General features: G+C 70.0%; 12 protein-coding genes and 1 pseudogene. 2 read left to right on the plus strand and 11 right to left on the minus strand.

Annotation, left to right across the window (positions count from 1 at the left end; genetic code table 11):
• Positions 1-30: 30 nt before the first annotated feature.
• A complete protein-coding gene (locus tag MNQ95_RS01815; protein ID WP_241953635.1) occupies positions 31-2,202 on the plus strand; it encodes a catalase in 2,172 nt (723 codons plus the stop codon).
• Positions 2,203-2,280: 78 nt separating this feature from the next.
• On the opposite strand, the gene MNQ95_RS01820 is transcribed toward MNQ95_RS01815, so the two are convergent.
• Positions 2,281-3,645 (minus strand): amino acid permease, encoded by a 1,365-nt coding sequence (locus tag MNQ95_RS01820; RefSeq protein WP_241953636.1) that lies wholly within the window; start codon positions 3,643-3,645, stop codon positions 2,281-2,283.
• A gap of 189 nt (positions 3,646-3,834) precedes the next feature.
• Here MNQ95_RS01820 and MNQ95_RS01825 point away from each other — a divergent pair, with 189 nt between their 5' ends.
• Positions 3,835-4,227, plus strand: coding sequence for a hypothetical protein (locus tag MNQ95_RS01825; protein WP_425605695.1), 393 nt, complete (start codon positions 3,835-3,837; stop codon positions 4,225-4,227).
• Here the strand turns inward: MNQ95_RS01825 and MNQ95_RS15865 are convergent.
• The 10 genes and pseudogenes from MNQ95_RS15865 to MNQ95_RS01870 all read right to left on the minus strand — a co-directional run bounded on the left by MNQ95_RS15865 (position 4,224) and on the right by MNQ95_RS01870 (position 17,362).
• Positions 4,224-4,367, minus strand: coding sequence for a hypothetical protein (locus MNQ95_RS15865; protein WP_425605696.1), 144 nt, complete (start codon positions 4,365-4,367; stop codon positions 4,224-4,226). The two genes, MNQ95_RS01825 and MNQ95_RS15865, sit on opposite strands and share 4 nt — an antisense overlap.
• Before the next feature lie 75 nt (positions 4,368-4,442).
• Complete coding sequence (locus MNQ95_RS01830; RefSeq protein ID WP_241953637.1) at positions 4,443-5,054, minus strand: GIY-YIG nuclease family protein; 612 nt, start codon at positions 5,052-5,054, stop codon at positions 4,443-4,445.
• A gap of 215 nt (positions 5,055-5,269) precedes the next feature.
• Positions 5,270-5,848, minus strand: a pseudogene (locus tag MNQ95_RS01835) (alpha-ketoglutarate-dependent dioxygenase AlkB family protein); the annotation flags it as partial.
• A gap of 2 nt (positions 5,849-5,850) precedes the next feature.
• Entirely contained in the window at positions 5,851-9,162 is a 3,312-nt protein-coding gene (locus tag MNQ95_RS01840) for an error-prone DNA polymerase (RefSeq protein WP_162411150.1), read from the minus strand.
• Positions 9,159-10,625 (minus strand): Y-family DNA polymerase, encoded by a 1,467-nt coding sequence (locus MNQ95_RS01845; RefSeq protein WP_162411151.1) that lies wholly within the window; start codon positions 10,623-10,625, stop codon positions 9,159-9,161. The genes MNQ95_RS01840 and MNQ95_RS01845 overlap by 4 nt, the downstream gene beginning before the upstream one ends.
• Before the next feature lie 9 nt (positions 10,626-10,634).
• Positions 10,635-11,267 (minus strand): translesion DNA synthesis-associated protein ImuA, encoded by a 633-nt coding sequence (imuA, locus tag MNQ95_RS01850; protein WP_162411152.1) that lies wholly within the window; start codon positions 11,265-11,267, stop codon positions 10,635-10,637.
• 1 nt (position 11,268) lies between these two features.
• Positions 11,269-11,925 carry a transcriptional repressor LexA gene (gene lexA, locus MNQ95_RS01855; RefSeq protein ID WP_162411153.1) on the minus strand — a complete coding sequence of 219 codons (657 nt, stop codon included), beginning with the start codon at positions 11,923-11,925 and terminating at the stop codon, positions 11,269-11,271.
• Positions 11,926-12,009: 84 nt separating this feature from the next.
• On the minus strand, positions 12,010-13,227 hold the full coding sequence (locus MNQ95_RS01860; protein ID WP_241953638.1) for a glycoside hydrolase family 5 protein: 1,218 nt from the start codon (positions 13,225-13,227) through the stop codon (positions 12,010-12,012).
• Positions 13,228-13,492: 265 nt separating this feature from the next.
• Positions 13,493-14,902 (minus strand): glycoside hydrolase family 30 protein, encoded by a 1,410-nt coding sequence (locus tag MNQ95_RS01865; RefSeq protein WP_241954333.1) that lies wholly within the window; start codon positions 14,900-14,902, stop codon positions 13,493-13,495.
• Positions 14,903-15,022: 120 nt separating this feature from the next.
• On the minus strand, positions 15,023-17,362 hold the full coding sequence (locus MNQ95_RS01870) for a patatin-like phospholipase family protein (RefSeq protein ID WP_241953639.1): 2,340 nt from the start codon (positions 17,360-17,362) through the stop codon (positions 15,023-15,025).
• Positions 17,363-17,581 lie beyond the last annotated feature (219 nt).

Consider the following 17,581-nt stretch of genomic DNA (forward strand, 5'->3'; position numbering starts at 1 on the left):
ATGGGGGCCCCGCGTCGCAGAGGTGATCCCATGGCCAGCCGCAAGACTCCCACCGCCACGGCCCCGGGCCGCAAGCCCGACCGCAGCCCCACGCCGGCCAAGCCCAAGGCGGCGGGAACCACCGGCCGCAAGGCCGGCCCGGATCCGGATGCCGGTGGTCCGCGCGGCGATGGCGACGAACTGCAGCAGCAGGCCGGCGGAACGCATCCGCCGCTGACCACCAACCAGGGCGTGGTCGTCGCCGACAACCAGAACTCGCTCAAGGCGACCCCGAAAGGTCCAACGCTGCTGGAGGATTTCATCCTCCGCGAGAAGATCACCCATTTCGACCACGAACGCATTCCCGAGCGCATCGTGCACGCGCGTGGCTCGGCCGCGCACGGCTATTTCGAGCTGACGAAATCCCTGAAGCGCTACACCACCGCCAGCCTGTTCACCGAGGTGGGCAAGCGGACGCCGGTGTTCACCCGCTTCTCGACCGTGGCCGGCGGCGCCGGTTCGGTCGACACGCCGCGCGACGTGCGCGGGTTCGCGGTGAAGTTCTATACCGACCAGGGCAACTTCGACCTGGTCGGCAACAACATCCCGGTGTTCTTCATCCAGGACGCGATGAAATTCCCGGACGTGGTCCACTCGGTGAAGATGGAACCTGACCGCGCCTTCCCGCAGGCGGCCAGCGCGCACGACACGTTCTGGGACTTCATCTCGCTGACCCCCGAATCGATGCACATGATCATGTGGGCGATGAGCGACCGCACCATCCCCCGCTCGCTGCGCATGATCGAGGGCTTCGGCGTGCACAGCTTCCGGCTGCTCGACAAGGCCGGGCGCAGCACCTTCGTCAAGTTCCACTGGCGACCCCGGCTGGGCATCCAGTCCACGATCTGGGACGAGGCGTTGAAGCTGCAGGCGGCCGACAACGATTTCCACCGGCGCGACCTGTTCGAGTCGATCCAGGCAGGCGCCTACCCGGAGTGGGACCTGGCGGTGCAGCTGTTCACCGAAGAGGACGCCGAGGCCTTCCCGTTCGACCACCTCGATCCGACCAAGCTGGTGCCCGAGTCGCTGGTGCCGCTGCAGGTGATCGGCCGCATGGTGCTGGACCGCTGGCCGGACAACTTCTTCGCCGAGACCGAACAGGTCGCGTTCTGCCCGGCCAACCTGGTGCCGGGCATCGACTTCTCCAACGACCCGCTGCTTCAGGGCCGGCTGTTCTCCTACCTGGACACCCAGCTCATCCGCCTGGGCGGCCCCAACTTCCACCAGATCCCGGTCAACCAGCCCCGTTGCCCGTTCGCCAACCACCAGCGCGACGGCCACATGCAGATGCAGGTGCACCGGGGGCGGGTCAACTACGAACCCAGCTCGCTGCAGGCGGACAGCCCGCGCGCCGACCAGCGCGCGGGTTTCCAGAGCCACGCCACGCAGCCCGACGACGGCGCCAAGGGCCGCATCCGCCCGGAAAGCTTCGCCGACCACTACAGCCAGGCGCGGATGTTCTTCACCAGCCTGGAGGCGCCCGAGCAGGCGCACCTGGCATCGGCGCTGGTCTTCGAGCTTTCCAAGGTGGAAACGCCGAAGGTGCGCGAACGCATGGTCGGGCACCTGCGCAACATCGACGACGGACTGGCGCAGCGCGTGGCCGATGGCCTGGGCCTGGACGCACTGCCGCCGCAGCCGCCGTGCGCGGTCCCGGCCCAGCGCATGCCCGCCGCGCCGGAGGTGCGGATCATCGGCCGCATGAAGCAGACCCTGGAAGGCCGCTGCGTCGGCATCCTGTTCGACGAGGGATCGGACGCGACCGTGCTGCGTGCCCTCGTGCGCGCGGCAGAGGGCGCCGGCGCGATGGTGAAGCTGGTCGCTCCGCGACTCGGGGGCGCGGTCCTTTCGGATGGACGCCGCCAGGCCGCCGACGGCCAGCTGGCAGGCACGCCTTCGGTGCTGTTCGACGCGGTGGCCGTGGTGCTGTCGGCGGAGGCCGGCGCGAAGCTGTCGCGCGAGGCGGCAGCGGTGGATTTCGTTCGCGATGCGTTCGGCCACCTCAAGGCCATCGCCGCCGATGCCGGTGCGCAGGCGGTGCTCAAGGCCGGCGGCATCGGCAAGGATGGCGGCGTGCTTGAAGCGACCGATACCCGGGCGTTCGTCGATGCCGCCGCGACGCGCCAGTGGGCGCGCGAGACGAAGGTGCGCACCTTGGCGTGATCGGGGACGGGTGCGGCGATTGCCGCACCCGTCCATGCCTGGCGACGCAGGTTCGGCCGCCACGCGATGTGGCGGCGGCTATCGCCCGCGTCGGGCCAAGGCGCTGCCTGCGGCAATCAACGCGGTCAGTGCCACCATCGACAGGAACTGCGCTCGCGTCTGTGGACCGGCCAGCAGCAGGACGAAGATCACGACGAGGATCGCCAGCGCCATCAGCGTCAGCACGGGGAAGCCGGCCATGCGGAACGGCAGCCGGATCCCGGCCCGGTCGGCGCGACGACGCAGGATCAGTTGCGACAGCAATGCGATGGTCCAGACCAGCAGGCAGGTCGAGCCGACGATGTTGAGCAGCGTCGGCAGCACCCGTTCGGGAAACATCAGTTCCAGGCCGGCGGCGACGAAGCCGAACAGCACGCTGGCCAGCACCGCGGCCACCGGCACCAGGCGCGCGTCGGTACGTCCGAGCAGCGCAGGCGCCTCGCCGCGCTGGCCCAGCGACTGGATCATGCGCGACGCGCCGTAGAGGTTGGCGTTGAGCGCCGACAGCAGCGCGATCACCGCCACCAGCGTGATCGCGGCGGCGGCACCCGGGATGTTCGCTATCTGCAGCACGGCCGCGAACGGCGACTTCAGCGCAGGGCTGGTCCACGGCACCACCGCAACGATCACGCTCAGCGAACCCAGGTAGAAGACCACGATGCGCCAGGCCACGGTACGGATCGCGCGGGCGACGCTGCGCTCGGGATCCTCGGTCTCGGCCGCGGCCACGGCCACGATCTCGGTACCGCCGAACGCGAACACCACCACCAGCAGGGCCGCGCCGATCCCGGCCAGGCCGGCCGGAGCAAAGCCGCCATGCGCGGTGAAGTTGGACAGGCCGGGGGAAGCCACGTCCGGAAGCCAGCCCAGCAGCAGCGCGACGCCGACCAGGATGAAGGCGATGATCGCCGCGACCTTGATGATCGCGAACCAGAATTCGAACTCGCCGAAGTTGCGTACGCCCAGCAGGTTGATCACGGTGAACGCCGCCATGAACAGCAGCGCCAGCGCCGGCACCGACAACCCGGGCCACAGGCTGGCGAGCAACCCCGCCGCGCCCACCGCTTCGGCGGCGATCACGATCACCAGCTGCACCCACCACAGCCAGCCGACGGTCGCGCCGGCGGTGGCACCCATCGCATCGGCGGCATACACCGAGAACGCACCGCGGTTCGGGCGCGCGGCGGCCATCTCGCCCAGCGCGTGCATCACGATGATCACCAGTGCGCCGGCCACCACGTAGGACAACAGCACCGCCGGGCCGGCCAGCTGCACGCCCACCCCGGACCCCAGGAACAGTCCGGCGCCGATCGCGCTGCCCAGGCCCATCATGACCAGCTGGCGCGGCTTGAGCGTGTGCGTGTTGCGCCCGGTGTCGGAGGTGCTGGAACGGTCGGCGGACATCACGCGGCTACTCGCTGAAAGACGGCACACGATACAGGCACGACGCCCGGATCCGCAGCCCGGCGACGGGCCAGCCCGGGCGCTCCCCTGGCCTGCCCCCTCGGCAACCCTGCCCGGATTTTTCACGACCGCCTTACCGCGCGTTGCGTTAGCTGGGCCTGCACGATGGGTGCACCCCGGAGACCCCCCATGCCCCGTGGAGACAAGTCCAGCTACACCGGCAAGCAGCAACGTCAGGCCGAACATATCGAAGACAGCGAGAAGGAAAAGGGCCGCAGCCAGGAAGACGCCGAACGCATCGCCTGGGCAACCGTGAACAAGCAGGATGGCGGCGGCAAGCAATCGGGCAGTGGCCGCAAGACCGCGACGAAGAAGGCCGTCAAGAAGACTGCAAAAAGAGCGACGAAGAAAGCGACGACGAAGTCGGAAACGAAGAATCCTGCCAGGAAGGTGGCGAAGAAGGCCACGAAGAAGGTAGCGAAGAAGGCGACACGGAAGACTGCAGGGAAGTCGACAACGAAAGCGGCCAGCAGGACGACCAGGATGGCAACCGCCTCACCGGCGAAGAAGGCGACCCGCTAGGCTACGAAGAAGACAGCGAAAAAAGCGACGAAGAAGGTTGCCCGCAAGGCGGCCACGAAGACCACGAAGAAGTCCGCACCTGGCAAGGCACCACGCAAGGCCACGAAGAACATCTCGAGCCGGAGCTCGGCGACGCGCAAGGCCACCCCGCGAAAGACTGCGCGCTGAGGCCCCGGCGAGGAAGCGACAGCCGCAGGGACTTCGCGCGTGGCAGGTCACCGTTCGCGGGCGCGCAGGTACCAGGCGAGCACCACCGGTGGCAGCCGCGCCTCGACCGGTATGTGCAGCGCGCAGCAGGCATCGAGCGCAGCGAGTACCCGCCGTTGCGCCGGCGTCTGCCCCACGAGGCCCTCGAGCTCGTCCACCGAAAGCTGGGCCACGGCCCACTCGTGGAGCCTGTCGGCGCGATCGAGCAGTGCGGTATGCAGCCAGCCGTCGAGTGGATGCACGCGGTAGCCACGCCCATGCAGCACTGCGACGCGTGCCTCAAGTACGGCTTCCGCACCGCGGAACCACTCGGTATGGCCGCCGGCGCCGGTGGCGATGGCCAGCGGCGCCGGCGCGTTGTGCTCGCCCAGTCCGCCGCGCAGTTCCAGCTCCAGGTCGCGGGCATCGCGCGTGGATTCGGCTTCGACCAGCGTTCCGCGCTCCAGGTCGAAGAACTCGAACCAGCGCGGATGCAGCGCGTTGATGCGCGCAAGCGGATCGTTCGAGAACCCGATCTTGCAGTGGTCTTCCCAGCGACAGGGGAACACATAGGCGAAACAGCGGCCGTCGGTCGGGACGGCACCGGCCCGGTCGCCCCCCGCTGCTGCGCGCGCGCTCACGGGATCGACGAGAGCGGCGCAACGCCCCGTCCTCATTGCCCGCCGACCCTGGAGGGCGGCGCGGCCGAGGGCGTCCCTGCGTCCAACCTCTGTGCATCGGCCTCCTGCCGCCCCTGCCCCGCCGATGCGGGCCGCTGGCGGTGCAGCGCCTGCGCCGGGGTGAAGCTGCGACGCATCTCCCCGTTTTCCGGACGCGCCTGCAGGTGCGGCGACATCGCCGGACGCGCCCGGTACACCGCGCTCATCCGTGGCGCCGCCGGCCTCGCCGTCTTGGGGATGCCGTGTTCGTGGGTGACCTGGCTGGCATGGCTCATCACCAGCAGGCTGCCCGGTTCCAGGTCGATCCCGAGCGCACGCCCGCCGGCCTTGGCGCGTATGTTCATCCGGCGCGGGGCGCCCAGGGACACCAGCGCGATCGGCTGTCCCGGCACCAGCATGTGCAGCTTGTCGTTGTGCATGGCGACGCTGTCGTGGCCGTCGCGATAGAGATTCAGCCCCACCGAGTTGTAACCGCCGGGCACGGAGGCCTGCACGCGCGCCAGCATCTTCGCCAGCGGCAGGCTGGCGGGGAGGCCCTCGTGCGAGTCCTGATCGAACGGGTACCAGGCCTGCAGCCGCGGCACGTCGACCACGCGGTCGTACATCGGCCGCCGCTGGTGCTGCCATTCGCAATGGGCGCACAGGGCCTGGAACCATGCCTCGGCCTCGCCTTCATCGACGAACGCGGGCCAGTAGCGGATGCCGCCCTCGGCATCTTCGACGAGCTGGATCGGGGTGGCGGCGAACAGGTCCATGCTCAATGGAAATCCCTCGAATCGACCGGCAGGCCACCGAGCAGGCCGCTGAGATCCTCCATCTGCCCGGCCACAAGGTGTTCGACGCCATCGACGCGTTCCCAGCGCCCGCGCACGGCCAGCAGTCGCGACTGCAGCAGCGGCTTGCGCTGGCGGATGGCCAGGTGCGGCCACACGATCACGTTGACCATGCCGTGCTCGTCCTCGAGGGTGACGAAGATCGTGCCCTTGGCCGTGGCCGGTCGCTGGCGCTGGGTAACCAGGCCGGCGACATGCACGCCGCTGCCGTGGGGCCGTCCGCGCAGTTCGCGCGAGCCGAGGATGCGCCGCTGCACCATCTGCGCGCGCAGCAGCGCCATCGGATGGGTGCGCAGGCTCAGCCCGGTGCTGCGGTAGTCGGCGGCCAGTTCTTCGCCCAGCCGCGGCGCCGGCAGTTCGATCCGCGCTTCTTCCGGACTGCCGGGCAACAAGGGCCGGTGCTGCTCGACGCCTGCCACCGCCCAGCGCGCGGCGTTGCGGTGGCCGGCCAGTGCGTCCAGCGCACCGGCTTCGGCCAGCGCGTTGCGCGCTTTCGCATCCAGCCCCGCGCGCAGGCACAGGTCGCGTATGTCGGCGAACGGCCGCTGCGCGCGCGCGGCCGTGATCGCATCCGCTACCCGCTCCGACATCCCGGCCACCTGGCGCAGGCCGAGGCGCAATGCGGGCTGCCCGCCATCGTCGGCTCCGGCGCGCACATGTCCGCCTTCCAGCGTGTTGTGCCAGTCGCTGTGGACCACGTCCACCGGCCGCACCTCGATGCCGCGCCGGTCGCCGCGCCCGCGCCGCGCGTCCTGCACGATCTGGCTGGCTGAGTAGAAGCCCATCGGCTGCGCGTTGAGCAGGGCGCAGGCGAACGCCGCCGGCTCGTGCCGCTTCAGCCAGCAGCTGATGTAGACCAGCTTGGCGAACGAGGCGGCATGGCTCTGCGGGAAACCGTAGGAACCGAAACCCTTGATCTGCTCGAAGATCTGGTCGATGAAGTCGGAGGCATAGCCTTTGCCTTCCATCAACTCGCGGATGCGGATGCGGTGCGGCTCCATGTCACCGCCGCGCTTCCAGGCGGCCATCGAGCGGCGCAGGCCGTCGGCCTGGTCGGCGTCGTAGCCGGCATGCATCACCAGCTCCATCACCTGCTCCTGGAACAGGGGGATGCCCAGGGTGTCGCCAAGGATCGCCTTCACTCCTTCGGACGGATAGGTGACGTCCTCCTTGCCCATGCGCCGGCGCAAATAGGGGTGGACCATGCCGCCCTGGATCGGGCCGGGACGCACGATCGCCACCTGCACCACGATGTCGTAGAACTTCGCCGGCCTGAGCCGCGGCAGCATGCTCATCTGCGCGCGCGATTCGATCTGGAACACGCCGACGGTGTCGGCGGCCTGCATCATTTCGTACGTCGGCACGTCGTCGCCCGGGACGGTGGCCATGTCCAGCGCCAGCCCGCGATGCCGCTCGACCAGGTCGAAGGCCTTGCGGATGCAGGTCAGCATGCCCAGCGCCAGGCAGTCGACCTTTAGTAACTTCAAGGTCTCCAAATCGTCCTTGTCCCACTGGATGATGGTGCGGTCGACCATCGCCGCGTTCTCCACCGGCACCAGCGCCGACAGCGGGGTGTCGGAGATCACGAAGCCACCGACGTGCTGCGACAGGTGCCGCGGCCGGCCCTCGATCATCCCCGCCAGCGCCAGCACCTTGCGGACCATCGGATTGCCGGGATCGAAGCCGGCCTCGCGCAGGCGCTGCTCCATAGGCGTTTCGCCATTGCCCCAGCCAAAGCATTCGGCGAGCAGACCGATCTGGTCCTGGGGCAGTCCGAAGGCCTTGGCCACGTCGCGCACCGCGCTCTTGCCGCGGTAGCTGATCACCGTGGCGGCCAGCGCCGCGCGCTGGCGTCCGTACTTCCCGTAGACGTACTGCATCACCTCTTCGCGCCGCTCGTGTTCGAAGTCGACGTCGATGTCGGGGGGTTCCTTCCGCGCGCGCGACAGGAAGCGGGCGATGAGCAGCCGGGTTTCGGCCGGGTTCACCGCAGTGATGCCCAGCGCGTAGCACACCGCCGAGTTGGCCGAGGAACCCCGGCCCTGGCAGAGGATCTGTTTTTCCCGGGCGAACCGCACGATGTCGTGCACGGTCAGGAAGAACGCCTCGTACTCCAGCTCGGCGATCAGGGCCAGCTCCTCCTCGATCTGCGCGCGCGCTTTTTCAGGCACCCCTCCGGGCCAGCGCTCGCGCATGCCGGCCTCGGTCAATGCGCGCAGGTGGCTGGACGGGGTTTCGCCTTCGGGCACCAGTTCCTTCGGATACCGGTACTTCACCTCGCGCATGCTGAAGGTGCAGCGCGCGGCCAGCGCCGCGGCCGCTTCGAGCAGCTGGGCGGGATGGATATTCCCCAGCGCGCGGCGCGTGCGCAGGTGGCGCTCGCCGTTGCGGAACAGCAAGGCGCCGGCTTCGGCCAGCGTGGTCGTGTGGCGGATCGCGGTCAGCGTGTCCTGCAGCACGCGCTCGCGCCGCTGCGCCATGTGCACGTCGCCGCAGGCCAGCGCCGGCAATCGCAGTTCCGCCGCCAACGCCAGCAGGCGCGACAGCCTGGCCGCGTCGTCGGTCTCGCGATGCAGCTCCACGCCGAGGAAGGCGCGGTCGCCGAACACCTGCTGCAGCCAGCGCCCCTGGGCCGGATCAGGTTCCGCGCCGGGGATCCACAGCGCGAACAGGCCGCAGTGCGCCGAGCCGGGCAAGCCCGGCTCTACGCCAGCTTCACCTGCCCAGTCACCTTGCGCGCCTGCCGCGATCACCCGCTCCACGTCCGCACGGGCCAACCGGTAGCCCTTCTTCTCCACGCTGCGCCGCGCGACGGTGATCAGTTCGCACAACCGGGTGTAGCCAGCGTGGTTCTCCACCAGCAGCACGCACTTCAGCCCATCGACCAGCACGAATTCGCTGCCGACCACCAGCGGCACGCCGGTAGCCTCGGAAGCTTCCAGCGCGCGCACGATCCCGGCCAGCGAGCATTCGTCGGTGATCGCCAGCGCGCTGTAACCACAACGCTGCGCACGCTCGAACAACGCCTCCGCATCGCTGGCGCCGCGCAGGAACGAGAAATCCGACACGCAGTGCAGCTCGGCATACGCCGGCAGGCCGTCGTCGGCGCCCGCAGGGTGGGCCACGTCGTCGTTGGCCGCGCGCAGGCCCAGCCGCTGCGCCACTTCCCAGGCGCGTGGCGGACGCCCGCCGGGGGTGTCGCGGTCCACGCCGTCCACGGCTTCGTCCCAGCTCATCCGAACCACCCGTGCAGCATCCAGCCGCCCTGCCCGCTCCCCTGCTCACCGGGCGGCGCGAAGGCCCAGGCCTGCTGCCCCTGCGCGGTTTCCAGCACGTAGTAGTCGCGGCGCGCGTCGGCATCGTCCCACCAGCCGCTTTCCAGCCGCTCCGGACCGGAGAGGATCCGCGTCGCGCCGCGCAGCGGGACGGGCTGCGGCAACAGCCAGCCCGGGCGCGGCGGACGCGACGGTGCGGTGGCGATCTTCGACTCGTCGCCCTGCACGCGTCGCCAGGCCCGTTCCGGGCGCGGATCACCGCCGGGCGCCAGCCGGTACACCGCCTCGTCGCCCAGTCGCGCGCGCAGGCGTTCGCGCAGCTGCGGCCACGGCAACTGCTGCTGGTTGCGGGTGTCGAACAGGTCGCGGCTGGCCGGCACGAACGGCGGCAGCTGGCGCGCCAGCAGGCGCATGGCGACCACCGGCGCGGGAATCTGCACCCGTTCCAGCCGGCTGCGCGCCAGTTCGAACAGCATCGCCTGCTCGCGCTCGGCGGCGAGCAGGCCGACCTCGACATCGGTGTGCGCACTGCCCGCGCCCATGCCCGCATGCCCTGGCCCCTGCATGCGTTCGTGTTCAAGCCGCAACACGAAGCGCTGCACGCCGCCGTCGCGGATCGACAGGAAGGTGCACAGGTCGCCGACCAGGCGACGCAACGGGAACAGCAGCGCGGTGTGGCTTTCGACCTCGTAGCCCAGCTCGACCCGCGCGTCGAAGTGGTCCGGTGGCTGGTAGTACTCGAGCGGATCGTCGGCCTGGCCGTACATCCGGTCCAGGTGCTCCAGCAACGGCAGGCCGAAGCGGCGGCGCAGGGCATCGCGCGGCAGCGCGCGCAGCGTGCGCAGGTCGGTAATCCCCATGCGTTGCAGGCGCGTGCCCAGCCCGTCCGGCAGGCAGGCGCGGCGCACCGGCACCTGGTCCAGTTGCGTGGCCAGGGTCGCCGCATGCGGGATCGCCAGGCCGTCGCGCAGCCCGGCCAGCACCCGCGCCGCGCGCGGCGTCGGCGCCAGCGCGATGCGGTGGCGGAAACCGAGCGCATCGAGTTCCCCGCGCAGCCGCGCTTCGATCCGTGGCCACGGCCCGAGCAGGCTGAAGCTGCCGCGCACTTCCAGCAGCAGGCAGCCCGGCCACTGCATGCTGACCAGCGAACTGTGCCGGTAGGCCCACGCCGCCAGGAACCGGTGCACGCGCGCGACCGAGGCTTCGTCGTACTCGACCATCGCGAAGTCGCGCAGCAGCGCGTGCGCGGCGACCAGGCGCATGCCCGGCGCCAGGCCGGCCGCAGCAGCGGCGGCATTCACCGCATGCAGGGTGCGCAGCTGCGCCGGACCGTCGACCAGGGCCAGCGGCGCCCGCGGATCAGGCCGGCGGCGGAGGACGGCGTCGAGCGCCAGTTGCGGCAGCAGTACACAGGCCCAGAGCATGGCGCCACCTCACGCCGCGCCCAGGGCGAACGCCTGCGCCGGCGCCGGGCCACCACGGCACTTGCGCACCTGCCACACCGGCCGCTGCGCGGCTGTGTCGCGCACGCATTCCAGGCGCAGCGCCGCCGGCGAAGCATTGACCGCATGCTTGCGGTCGCGCAGGGCGAAGCCCAGGCAGGCGCCGCTGTCGGCCGCCACCTGCAGGCGCCGCAGCGCCGCCGCATCGGCCTGCAGCGGCCAGCCCAGCACCGCGGCGCAGGCGCCGCTGCGCAGGCACTGTTCGAATGCCCACAACGCATCGCGCGGTCCGGCCTCGACCACCTGCAACCCCGCCAGGTCCACGCCGGCAGCCTGCCAGGCCGGCGCATACGGGATGTAGGGCGGCGCGACCAGGGCGACGGTGCCGCCGTCGCGGGTGATCCGCGCCAGCGTCGGCAGCAGCAGCGAAAGTTCGCCGACGCCATCGGCCGGCAGCAGCAGCTCGGTCAGCGCACGGCGCGGCCAGCCGCCCTGCGGCAGCAAGGCGTCCAGCGCGGCGTGGCCGGTCGGCTCGCCATCGGCCGGGATCGCGGCCCGGCGGCCGGCATGCCACAGCGTGCGCGCGGCCAGCAGGGATTCGATGGCAACCACGGACGCGGCCATTTCAGCCCTTCCGCACCAGGCCGCAGTACACGCCCTCGATGGCGAAGTCCTGGCCCGGCTCCACCTCGATCGGCGCATGCACCGGATTGCGTGGCAAAAGGCGGATCGTCCGCCGCATGCGCTGCAGCCGCTTGATGGTCAGCTCGCCATCGATCCGGGCGACCACGGTCTGGCCGTCGCGCGCCTCCGGCGTGCGGTGCACGCCGACCAGGTCGCCGTCGAGGATGCCGTCGTCGATCATCGAATCGCCCTGCACACGCAGCAGGTAATCGGGCCGCGGCGAGAACAGGCGCCGGTCCAGCCACAGCTGGCTGTCCGGATCGGTGAAGCCCGCTCCCGCAAGCATCCCGGACCGGGCCATGCCCTCGGCACTGATGGGCGTGCCGGCCGCGACCCGGCCCAGCACCGGCAGCGGCAGCAGGTCGGCGCCACCACCGGGCAGGCGCAGGCCGCGCTTCTGCCCCGGCGCCTGCTCCAGCAGGCCCTCGGCCAGCAAGGCCTGCACGTGCTTCTGCGCGGCGTTGCGCGAGGCGAAGCCGAAGGCCAGCGCGATCTCGGCCAGGCTGGGCGCGCGCCCGGCGGCCAGTTCGGCGCGCAGGAAGGCCAGCACGGCGGCGCGCTGGGGCGGAAGGGTCGGCGGAACGTCGGCGGGGCTCATGGTGTACATTTGTACACCTTCCGGTCTCGCCACGCGAGATCCAGGCCGTTCACGTAGAGCCGGACTCGCCCGGCTGCCCTGGTTTCACTCGCGCATGCGTTCGCGCAGCAGCTTCATCAGCGCGCCATCGCGGGGCAGTTCGGCGGCGCGGCCGGCTTCGGTGAGCCAGTAGAAGCGGCCCGGCGCCAGCGTGGCCGGCAGTTCGTAGTCCATGCCGTCCCACACGTCTTCGCGGAACGCGTAGAAGGCCCAGTGCCCGCCGCGCGCCTGCACCGCGTCGATCACGTCGGTGAGATAGGCGGCGCAGTCGGCCCACAGCCGCATGCAGCCGAACTCGCCCGCGACGATCCGCGTCGGCGGCAATCCCTGTGCCTGGGCCCAGTCGAACGCGGTACCCACATGCGCCGCCACCGCGGCGCGGTCCCAGGCCTGCTCGCGCCCGGCTACTTCGGTGACCGCGCCGGGATAGCGCCAAGGCACCTTGCGCTTCATGTTCGGCGCGCTGGTGGCCGCGTACGGCTCGTACATGTGGAAGGCGTAGAGCACGCGGTCGTCGGCCAGCCGCCGCGGCCACGATGCCAGCGAGCGCGGGTTGGCGTACCAGCCGCCGTCCACCATCACCGGCGTCAGCGCATCGACCTCGCGGATCGCGGCGATGATCGTGTCGTAGAGCGCCGGCAGGTCCCGCGGCGTGCCGGCGTGGGTGGCCTGCCATGCAGCAAGCGCCGCAGGTTCGCCGTTCTCGGCCAGGCCAGTGGTTTTTTCCGGCGCCGGTTCGTTGAGCAGGTTGTACGCGGCGATCGCCGGATGGTCCTTGAGTGCGGCGGCGAGGTCGTGCCAGAAGCGCGCCGACTGCCGCGCATGCTCCGGCTGCGACCACAGGCGGTCGTCGAACCTGCCGCCGTTGTGCTGCGACCAGCGCGCGCCGGGCAGGCTCAGCGGCGCGATCACCACTCTCAGGCCGGCGGCGTGCGCCGCGTCCAGGGTGCGACGCAGCGTGGCGAGGTCTTCCGGCACCAGTCCGGTGTAGGCATCGGCATCACCGATGAGGAAATCCCGTCGGGCCGTCGGCCACTTGCTGAAAGCCAGCCGCACCCAGGTTGCGCCACTGTCGGCCAGCGCGCGGAAGTAGGCCTCGTCCGGGGGAGTAGCGTTGAAGCTGTTGCCGCCGGCGCGCGGCGCCTGCCAGAACGCATCGAGGTCGGCCGCGCGCAGTGGCAGGGACAGGGGCAGCAGCAGGCCCAGGAGCAGGATCGCCTGCAGCGCGAAGCGACTCGGCCGTGCGGGTACCTGGCAGTTCATGCGGCGTTCCCGGGTTGCAGGACGGTAATCGTGCAGGCGTTGTTGAAGAGCGGGCGATGGGGGGTTATCGACGCGGGGTGGACTCTCGGCTCTGTGATGCCCTCGGTGTCGCGGTCGTGCCCGCTCCTGCAAACGCGGCGCGCCTGCGACGAATCTCCACATGCACCGGCTCCCGCGACGCCGGGCCTTTTGTAGGAGCGGGCACGACCGCCACACCGACGCCAACTGGAAAACTGGCGCCCCCATTCCCGACGCCACGCCGCGCTCAATGCACCAGCGTCTGGATCGCATGCGCGGGGATGGTCACCCGGGTCGAGGCGGTGCCGACGTAGTAGTTGTAGGTCAGCTCCACGTCGGTCGGGTTCATCACCACGGTGGCCAGCGTGCCGTCGCCGTTGACGAAGGCGGTCGACAGCAGGTTGCTGCGGCTGCTCGATGAGCTGATCCGCTGCGCGCCCGGGCGCAGGAACTTGCTGAAGTGGCCGATGTACCAGTAGCTGGGCGTGTAGACCAGCTCGCCGGTGCGGGTGTCGGCATGGATCGGCGAGAAGCAGTAGTTGCCGACGTGGTTCGGCCCACCATTCTCGTCCAGCAGCATGTTCCAGTCGATCCAGCCCGACGCCCCGTTGTTGAGGTCGTTGATGATCGAGGTGCCGTAGCGTTCGCCGTTGGCCCAGCGCTGCACCTGCGCCCAGTCGAACTTCTCGACCGTAGCTTCTGTCAGCAGCAGCACCTTGTCCGGATACGACTCGTGCACGCGATGCACGTTCTCGAACATCGGGTCGAAGCCGGCCCAGGTCTCGTACCAGTGGAAGCCCATGCCCCACGCGTACTTCGATGCTTCCGGATCGCCGAAGATCACGTTGGCACGATGGACCATCATGTCGCGGTTGTGGTCCCACACCACGATCTTCGTGTCCGGATGCGCGCTGGCCTTGATGGTCGGGCCAAGGTGGTTCTTGAGGAAGTCGCGCTCCTCCTCGGCCGTGTACAGCATCGACTCCCAGGTCTGCTTGGCCATCGGCTCGTTCTGCAGGCTGATCGACCAGATCGGGATGCCTTCGGCGGTGTAGGCGTCGATGAACTTCGTGTAGTAGTTCGCCCAGGCGGCGGCGTATTCGGGCAGCAGTTTGCCGCCCTGGAGCATGTGGTTGGTGTCCTTCATGAAGGCCGGCGCGCTCCACGGACTGGCCATCATCGGCAGCGTGCCGCCGGCGGCGGCGATCGCGCGCTTGATCATCGGGATCCGGTACGTGCGGTCGTGCCCGATCGAGAAGCTCTTGAGCTCCCTGTCGCCTTCCTCGATGTAGGTATAGCTGCCGCTGGCGAAGTCCGAACTGTGGATGGTGGTGCGCGCCAGCGTGTAGCCGATGCCCTTCTCGGTGTCGTAGTAGGCGCGCAGCAGCTCGGCCTGGCGTTTGGCGTCGAGCTTGGCGAAGGTCTCGGCGGTGGCGTCGGTGATCGCACCGCCGATGCCCAGGAAATTCTGGAAGCGCCTTCGCGGCTCGACGAAGATCGAATTCTCGCCCTCGGTCAGCGCGTGGCCCTGCGCCAGCGGCGCGGTGCGGCTGCGGGCCATCTGCTGCTTCGCTCCCTGCGCCGTGGTGTAGATGGTGACCACTTCGCCTGCACCCGCCTTCTTCGTCTCGGCCGCATGCGCCGGCAGCGCCAGCATGACGAGCGCTGTCATCAGAATGGACTTCACGGCTCCCTCCTCGTTGTCGTGAACGCACGAGGGTAACCGACCACGTCCGCGCCGTGCTCGCTGTCCGCCGGTCGCACTGCCAGGGCCCGCCTAGAACGGCTTGCCGATCTCCAGGAACATCACGCCCTCGCCGCCTTCGCGCATGCCGTAGCCGAACAGCATCGGCCCGATCCACGAATCGAAGCCTACGTAGGCGCTGCCGTTGAAGATGCCGTCGCTCCAGTCCATGTCGCGGCGCAGGTTCCAGGCGTTGCCATATTCCAGGGTGGAACCGACCACCGCCGAGCGGCCGAAGAACGACGCCAGCTGGTAGCTGTAACCCAGCGTCACCACCGCATAGTTCTGGCCGGTCAGCTCGTTGAAGTGGAAGCCGACCAGGCGCCCGCGCCCACCCATGCTGTAGCGCTCGTACAGCGGCAGTACGCCGGACAGGGTGGTCTGGTAACTGGCCCCGTACTGGACCGCGTGGCGTCCGAACGGCACCGCGCCGAGCACGTCCAGCCCGGCCTCCTCGAACTCGGCTTCGCCGCCCAGCCAGCTGGCGGTGGTGCGGTAATCCAGTCGCGCCGAGTAGCCGCTGCGCGGGAAGTACAGGCTGTCGAGCCGGTCGATCGAGACGAAGCCGAACCAGGCGCCGGTGCCGACCTCCAGGTCCGGCAGCGCCGGGTTGCCGACCTCCAGGTCCGAACGCGACTCCGAACGCTGCACGCCGAGCTCGGCCGCACCGAACAGGCCGAACGTACGACCCAGGCTGAGGCGTGCCTCGCTGACGAGGGTGTCGTAGGTGGCGATGCGGTCGCCATCGTCGTTGAACAGCGGCGTGGTCCGGTTCTGCAGGCCCGCGCGCCCATAGAAGTACCAGCGCGCCTGCGGGTCGAACGGGTGGTAGTACTCGCCCCACAGGCCTGCCTGGCTGCCCAGGGCCGCCAGGATCCTCGCTTCGGCGCCGTACTCGGTGACGGGCGAGCGCAGCAGCGCCACGCGCAGGCTCGATTCATAGGTGCCGCTGAAGTCGGTCTGCAGCAGGAAGCCGGCCTGGACATAGTTCGGGCCCTGCGGCTTCTCCCGCGCCGTGACCACCACGCCGGTGCGGCCGTCCTCCTCGACCACCTCGTAGGTGACGCTGGCGAAGGTGCCCTGGCTGTAGGCGCGCAGGGTCGCGTCCTCCAGCTCCTCCGGATTCACCGGACGCCCGACGGGCACGTCGATGATCGCGGTGAGGACCTCGTCGGAGTAACGGCTGTGGTTGTCCAGCCGTACGAATTCGACCACCGGCGTCGGCGGCGCCTTGAACGGGGCCGGCGGCTGGGCGCGGTAGCGCGGCAGCGCGGCCAGCCTGCCCGTGGCCGCCGCCGCGGCCTGGTCGCCGATCGCCAGCGCCTCCTTGGCCTTGGCGAAATCACCGGTGGCCACCACCGATCCCAGCTCGGGCACGATCAGCACATCGGCCTCGCGCAACGCGCCCACCGAGGTCCGGGTGTTGCCGACGGTCAACATGCCGGTCAGCTGCGAGATCACCTGCAGGAGGCTGGCGTCCTCATCCAGGACGGTCAGCGGCGTGCCCACGTCCACCGCGATGACGATGTCGGCGCCCATCCGCCGCACGGTATCGACCGGTACCTGCTCGGCGATGCCCCCGTCGATCAGGACGTGGCCGTCGATGACCACCGGCTGGAAGATGCCTGGCAGCGACATCGACGCACGCATCGCTTGGGCCAGGCTGCCGTGGCCGATCTCCACCACCCGGCCGGTGTTGAGGTCGGTGCCGGTGGCCCGGAACGGGATCGGCAGCTTGTCGAAGTCGCTGACCGTGCTCACCGTCAAAGTCCTGCGTTCGAACATCGACAGGATCCGCTCGCCCTGCAGCATGCCCGGGGAAACCTCGAGCTTGCCCTTGTTCAGGCCCACGCCCAGGGTGGCGACGCTGTCGCGATCATCCTGCTTGCGCCGGTAGGAACGCTCCTCGCGCGGGATGGTGTCGTCGAACAGGCGCTTCCAGTCCGTTTCCAGGACCAGCGCTTCCATGTCCTCGATCGATACGCCCGCCGCGTACAGGCCGCCGACCAGCGAGCCCATGCTGGTGCCGGCGATGCAGTCGACCGGGATCTTCAGCTCCTCCAGCTTGCGCAGCACGCTGATGTGGGCCACGCCGCGCGCACCGCCGCCGCCCAGGGCCACGCCGATCCGCGGCCGCGAGGTGTCGCCGTCGCGCTGCGGGCAGGACTGGCCGGGCGGATGCGCGCCCGTTTGCTGTTCCACCACCGGTGCCGGCGGCACGGGAGCGGCATCGGGTGGCGTTTGCGCCGCCATCGCCGGCGCCAGGCCCAGCAGCAGGCACACGCCTGCCAATACCCTCGCCGCCTGCGTGCCTGCCAGTCGCGCTATTCCCCGGTGACGCCCGCTGCCTTCCGCCATGCTGATGCGCTCCATGATCCTCGAGGGCTCCAATACTGCGTGCGCCGGATTATGCGGATGATGCCGCCCCGATGTACGCAAGGATCCAGCCTGCTTGAAGCCACGCCGCCATCCCATCGGACCAAAGGCGCACGCGCAGGCGCACCGCGTCGCCGACCCCACCCTTTCCACCGGAGCCGCACCCGCCTACGCGCGGCGACCGCCACGCCAGCCGCGTGGAGCCGGGCTCGCCCG

This window comes from Pseudoxanthomonas daejeonensis (assembly GCF_022637495.1).
GTDB lineage: Bacteria > Pseudomonadota > Gammaproteobacteria > Xanthomonadales > Xanthomonadaceae > Pseudoxanthomonas > Pseudoxanthomonas daejeonensis.

Excerpts from the sequence above, each read along its gene's own strand:
- MNQ95_RS01815 (WP_241953635.1), top strand. The coding sequence starts at position 31 with ATGGCCAGCCGCAAGACTCCCACCGCCACGGCCCCGGGCCGCAAGCCC.
- MNQ95_RS01820 (WP_241953636.1), bottom strand. The coding sequence starts at position 3,645 with ATGTCCGCCGACCGTTCCAGCACCTCCGACACCGGGCGCAACACGCAC.
- MNQ95_RS01825 (WP_425605695.1), top strand. The coding sequence starts at position 3,835 with ATGCCCCGTGGAGACAAGTCCAGCTACACCGGCAAGCAGCAACGTCAG.
- MNQ95_RS01840 (WP_162411150.1), bottom strand. The coding sequence starts at position 9,162 with ATGAGCTGGGACGAAGCCGTGGACGGCGTGGACCGCGACACCCCCGGC.
- MNQ95_RS01845 (WP_162411151.1), bottom strand. The coding sequence starts at position 10,625 with ATGCTCTGGGCCTGTGTACTGCTGCCGCAACTGGCGCTCGACGCCGTC.
- imuA (WP_162411152.1), bottom strand. The coding sequence starts at position 11,267 with ATGGCCGCGTCCGTGGTTGCCATCGAATCCCTGCTGGCCGCGCGCACG.
- lexA (WP_162411153.1), bottom strand. The coding sequence starts at position 11,925 with ATGAGCCCCGCCGACGTTCCGCCGACCCTTCCGCCCCAGCGCGCCGCC.
- MNQ95_RS01860 (WP_241953638.1), bottom strand. The coding sequence starts at position 13,227 with ATGAACTGCCAGGTACCCGCACGGCCGAGTCGCTTCGCGCTGCAGGCG.
- MNQ95_RS01865 (WP_241954333.1), bottom strand. The coding sequence starts at position 14,902 with ATGCTGGCGCTGCCGGCGCATGCGGCCGAGACGAAGAAGGCGGGTGCA.
- MNQ95_RS01870 (WP_241953639.1), bottom strand. The coding sequence starts at position 17,362 with ATGGAGCGCATCAGCATGGCGGAAGGCAGCGGGCGTCACCGGGGAATA.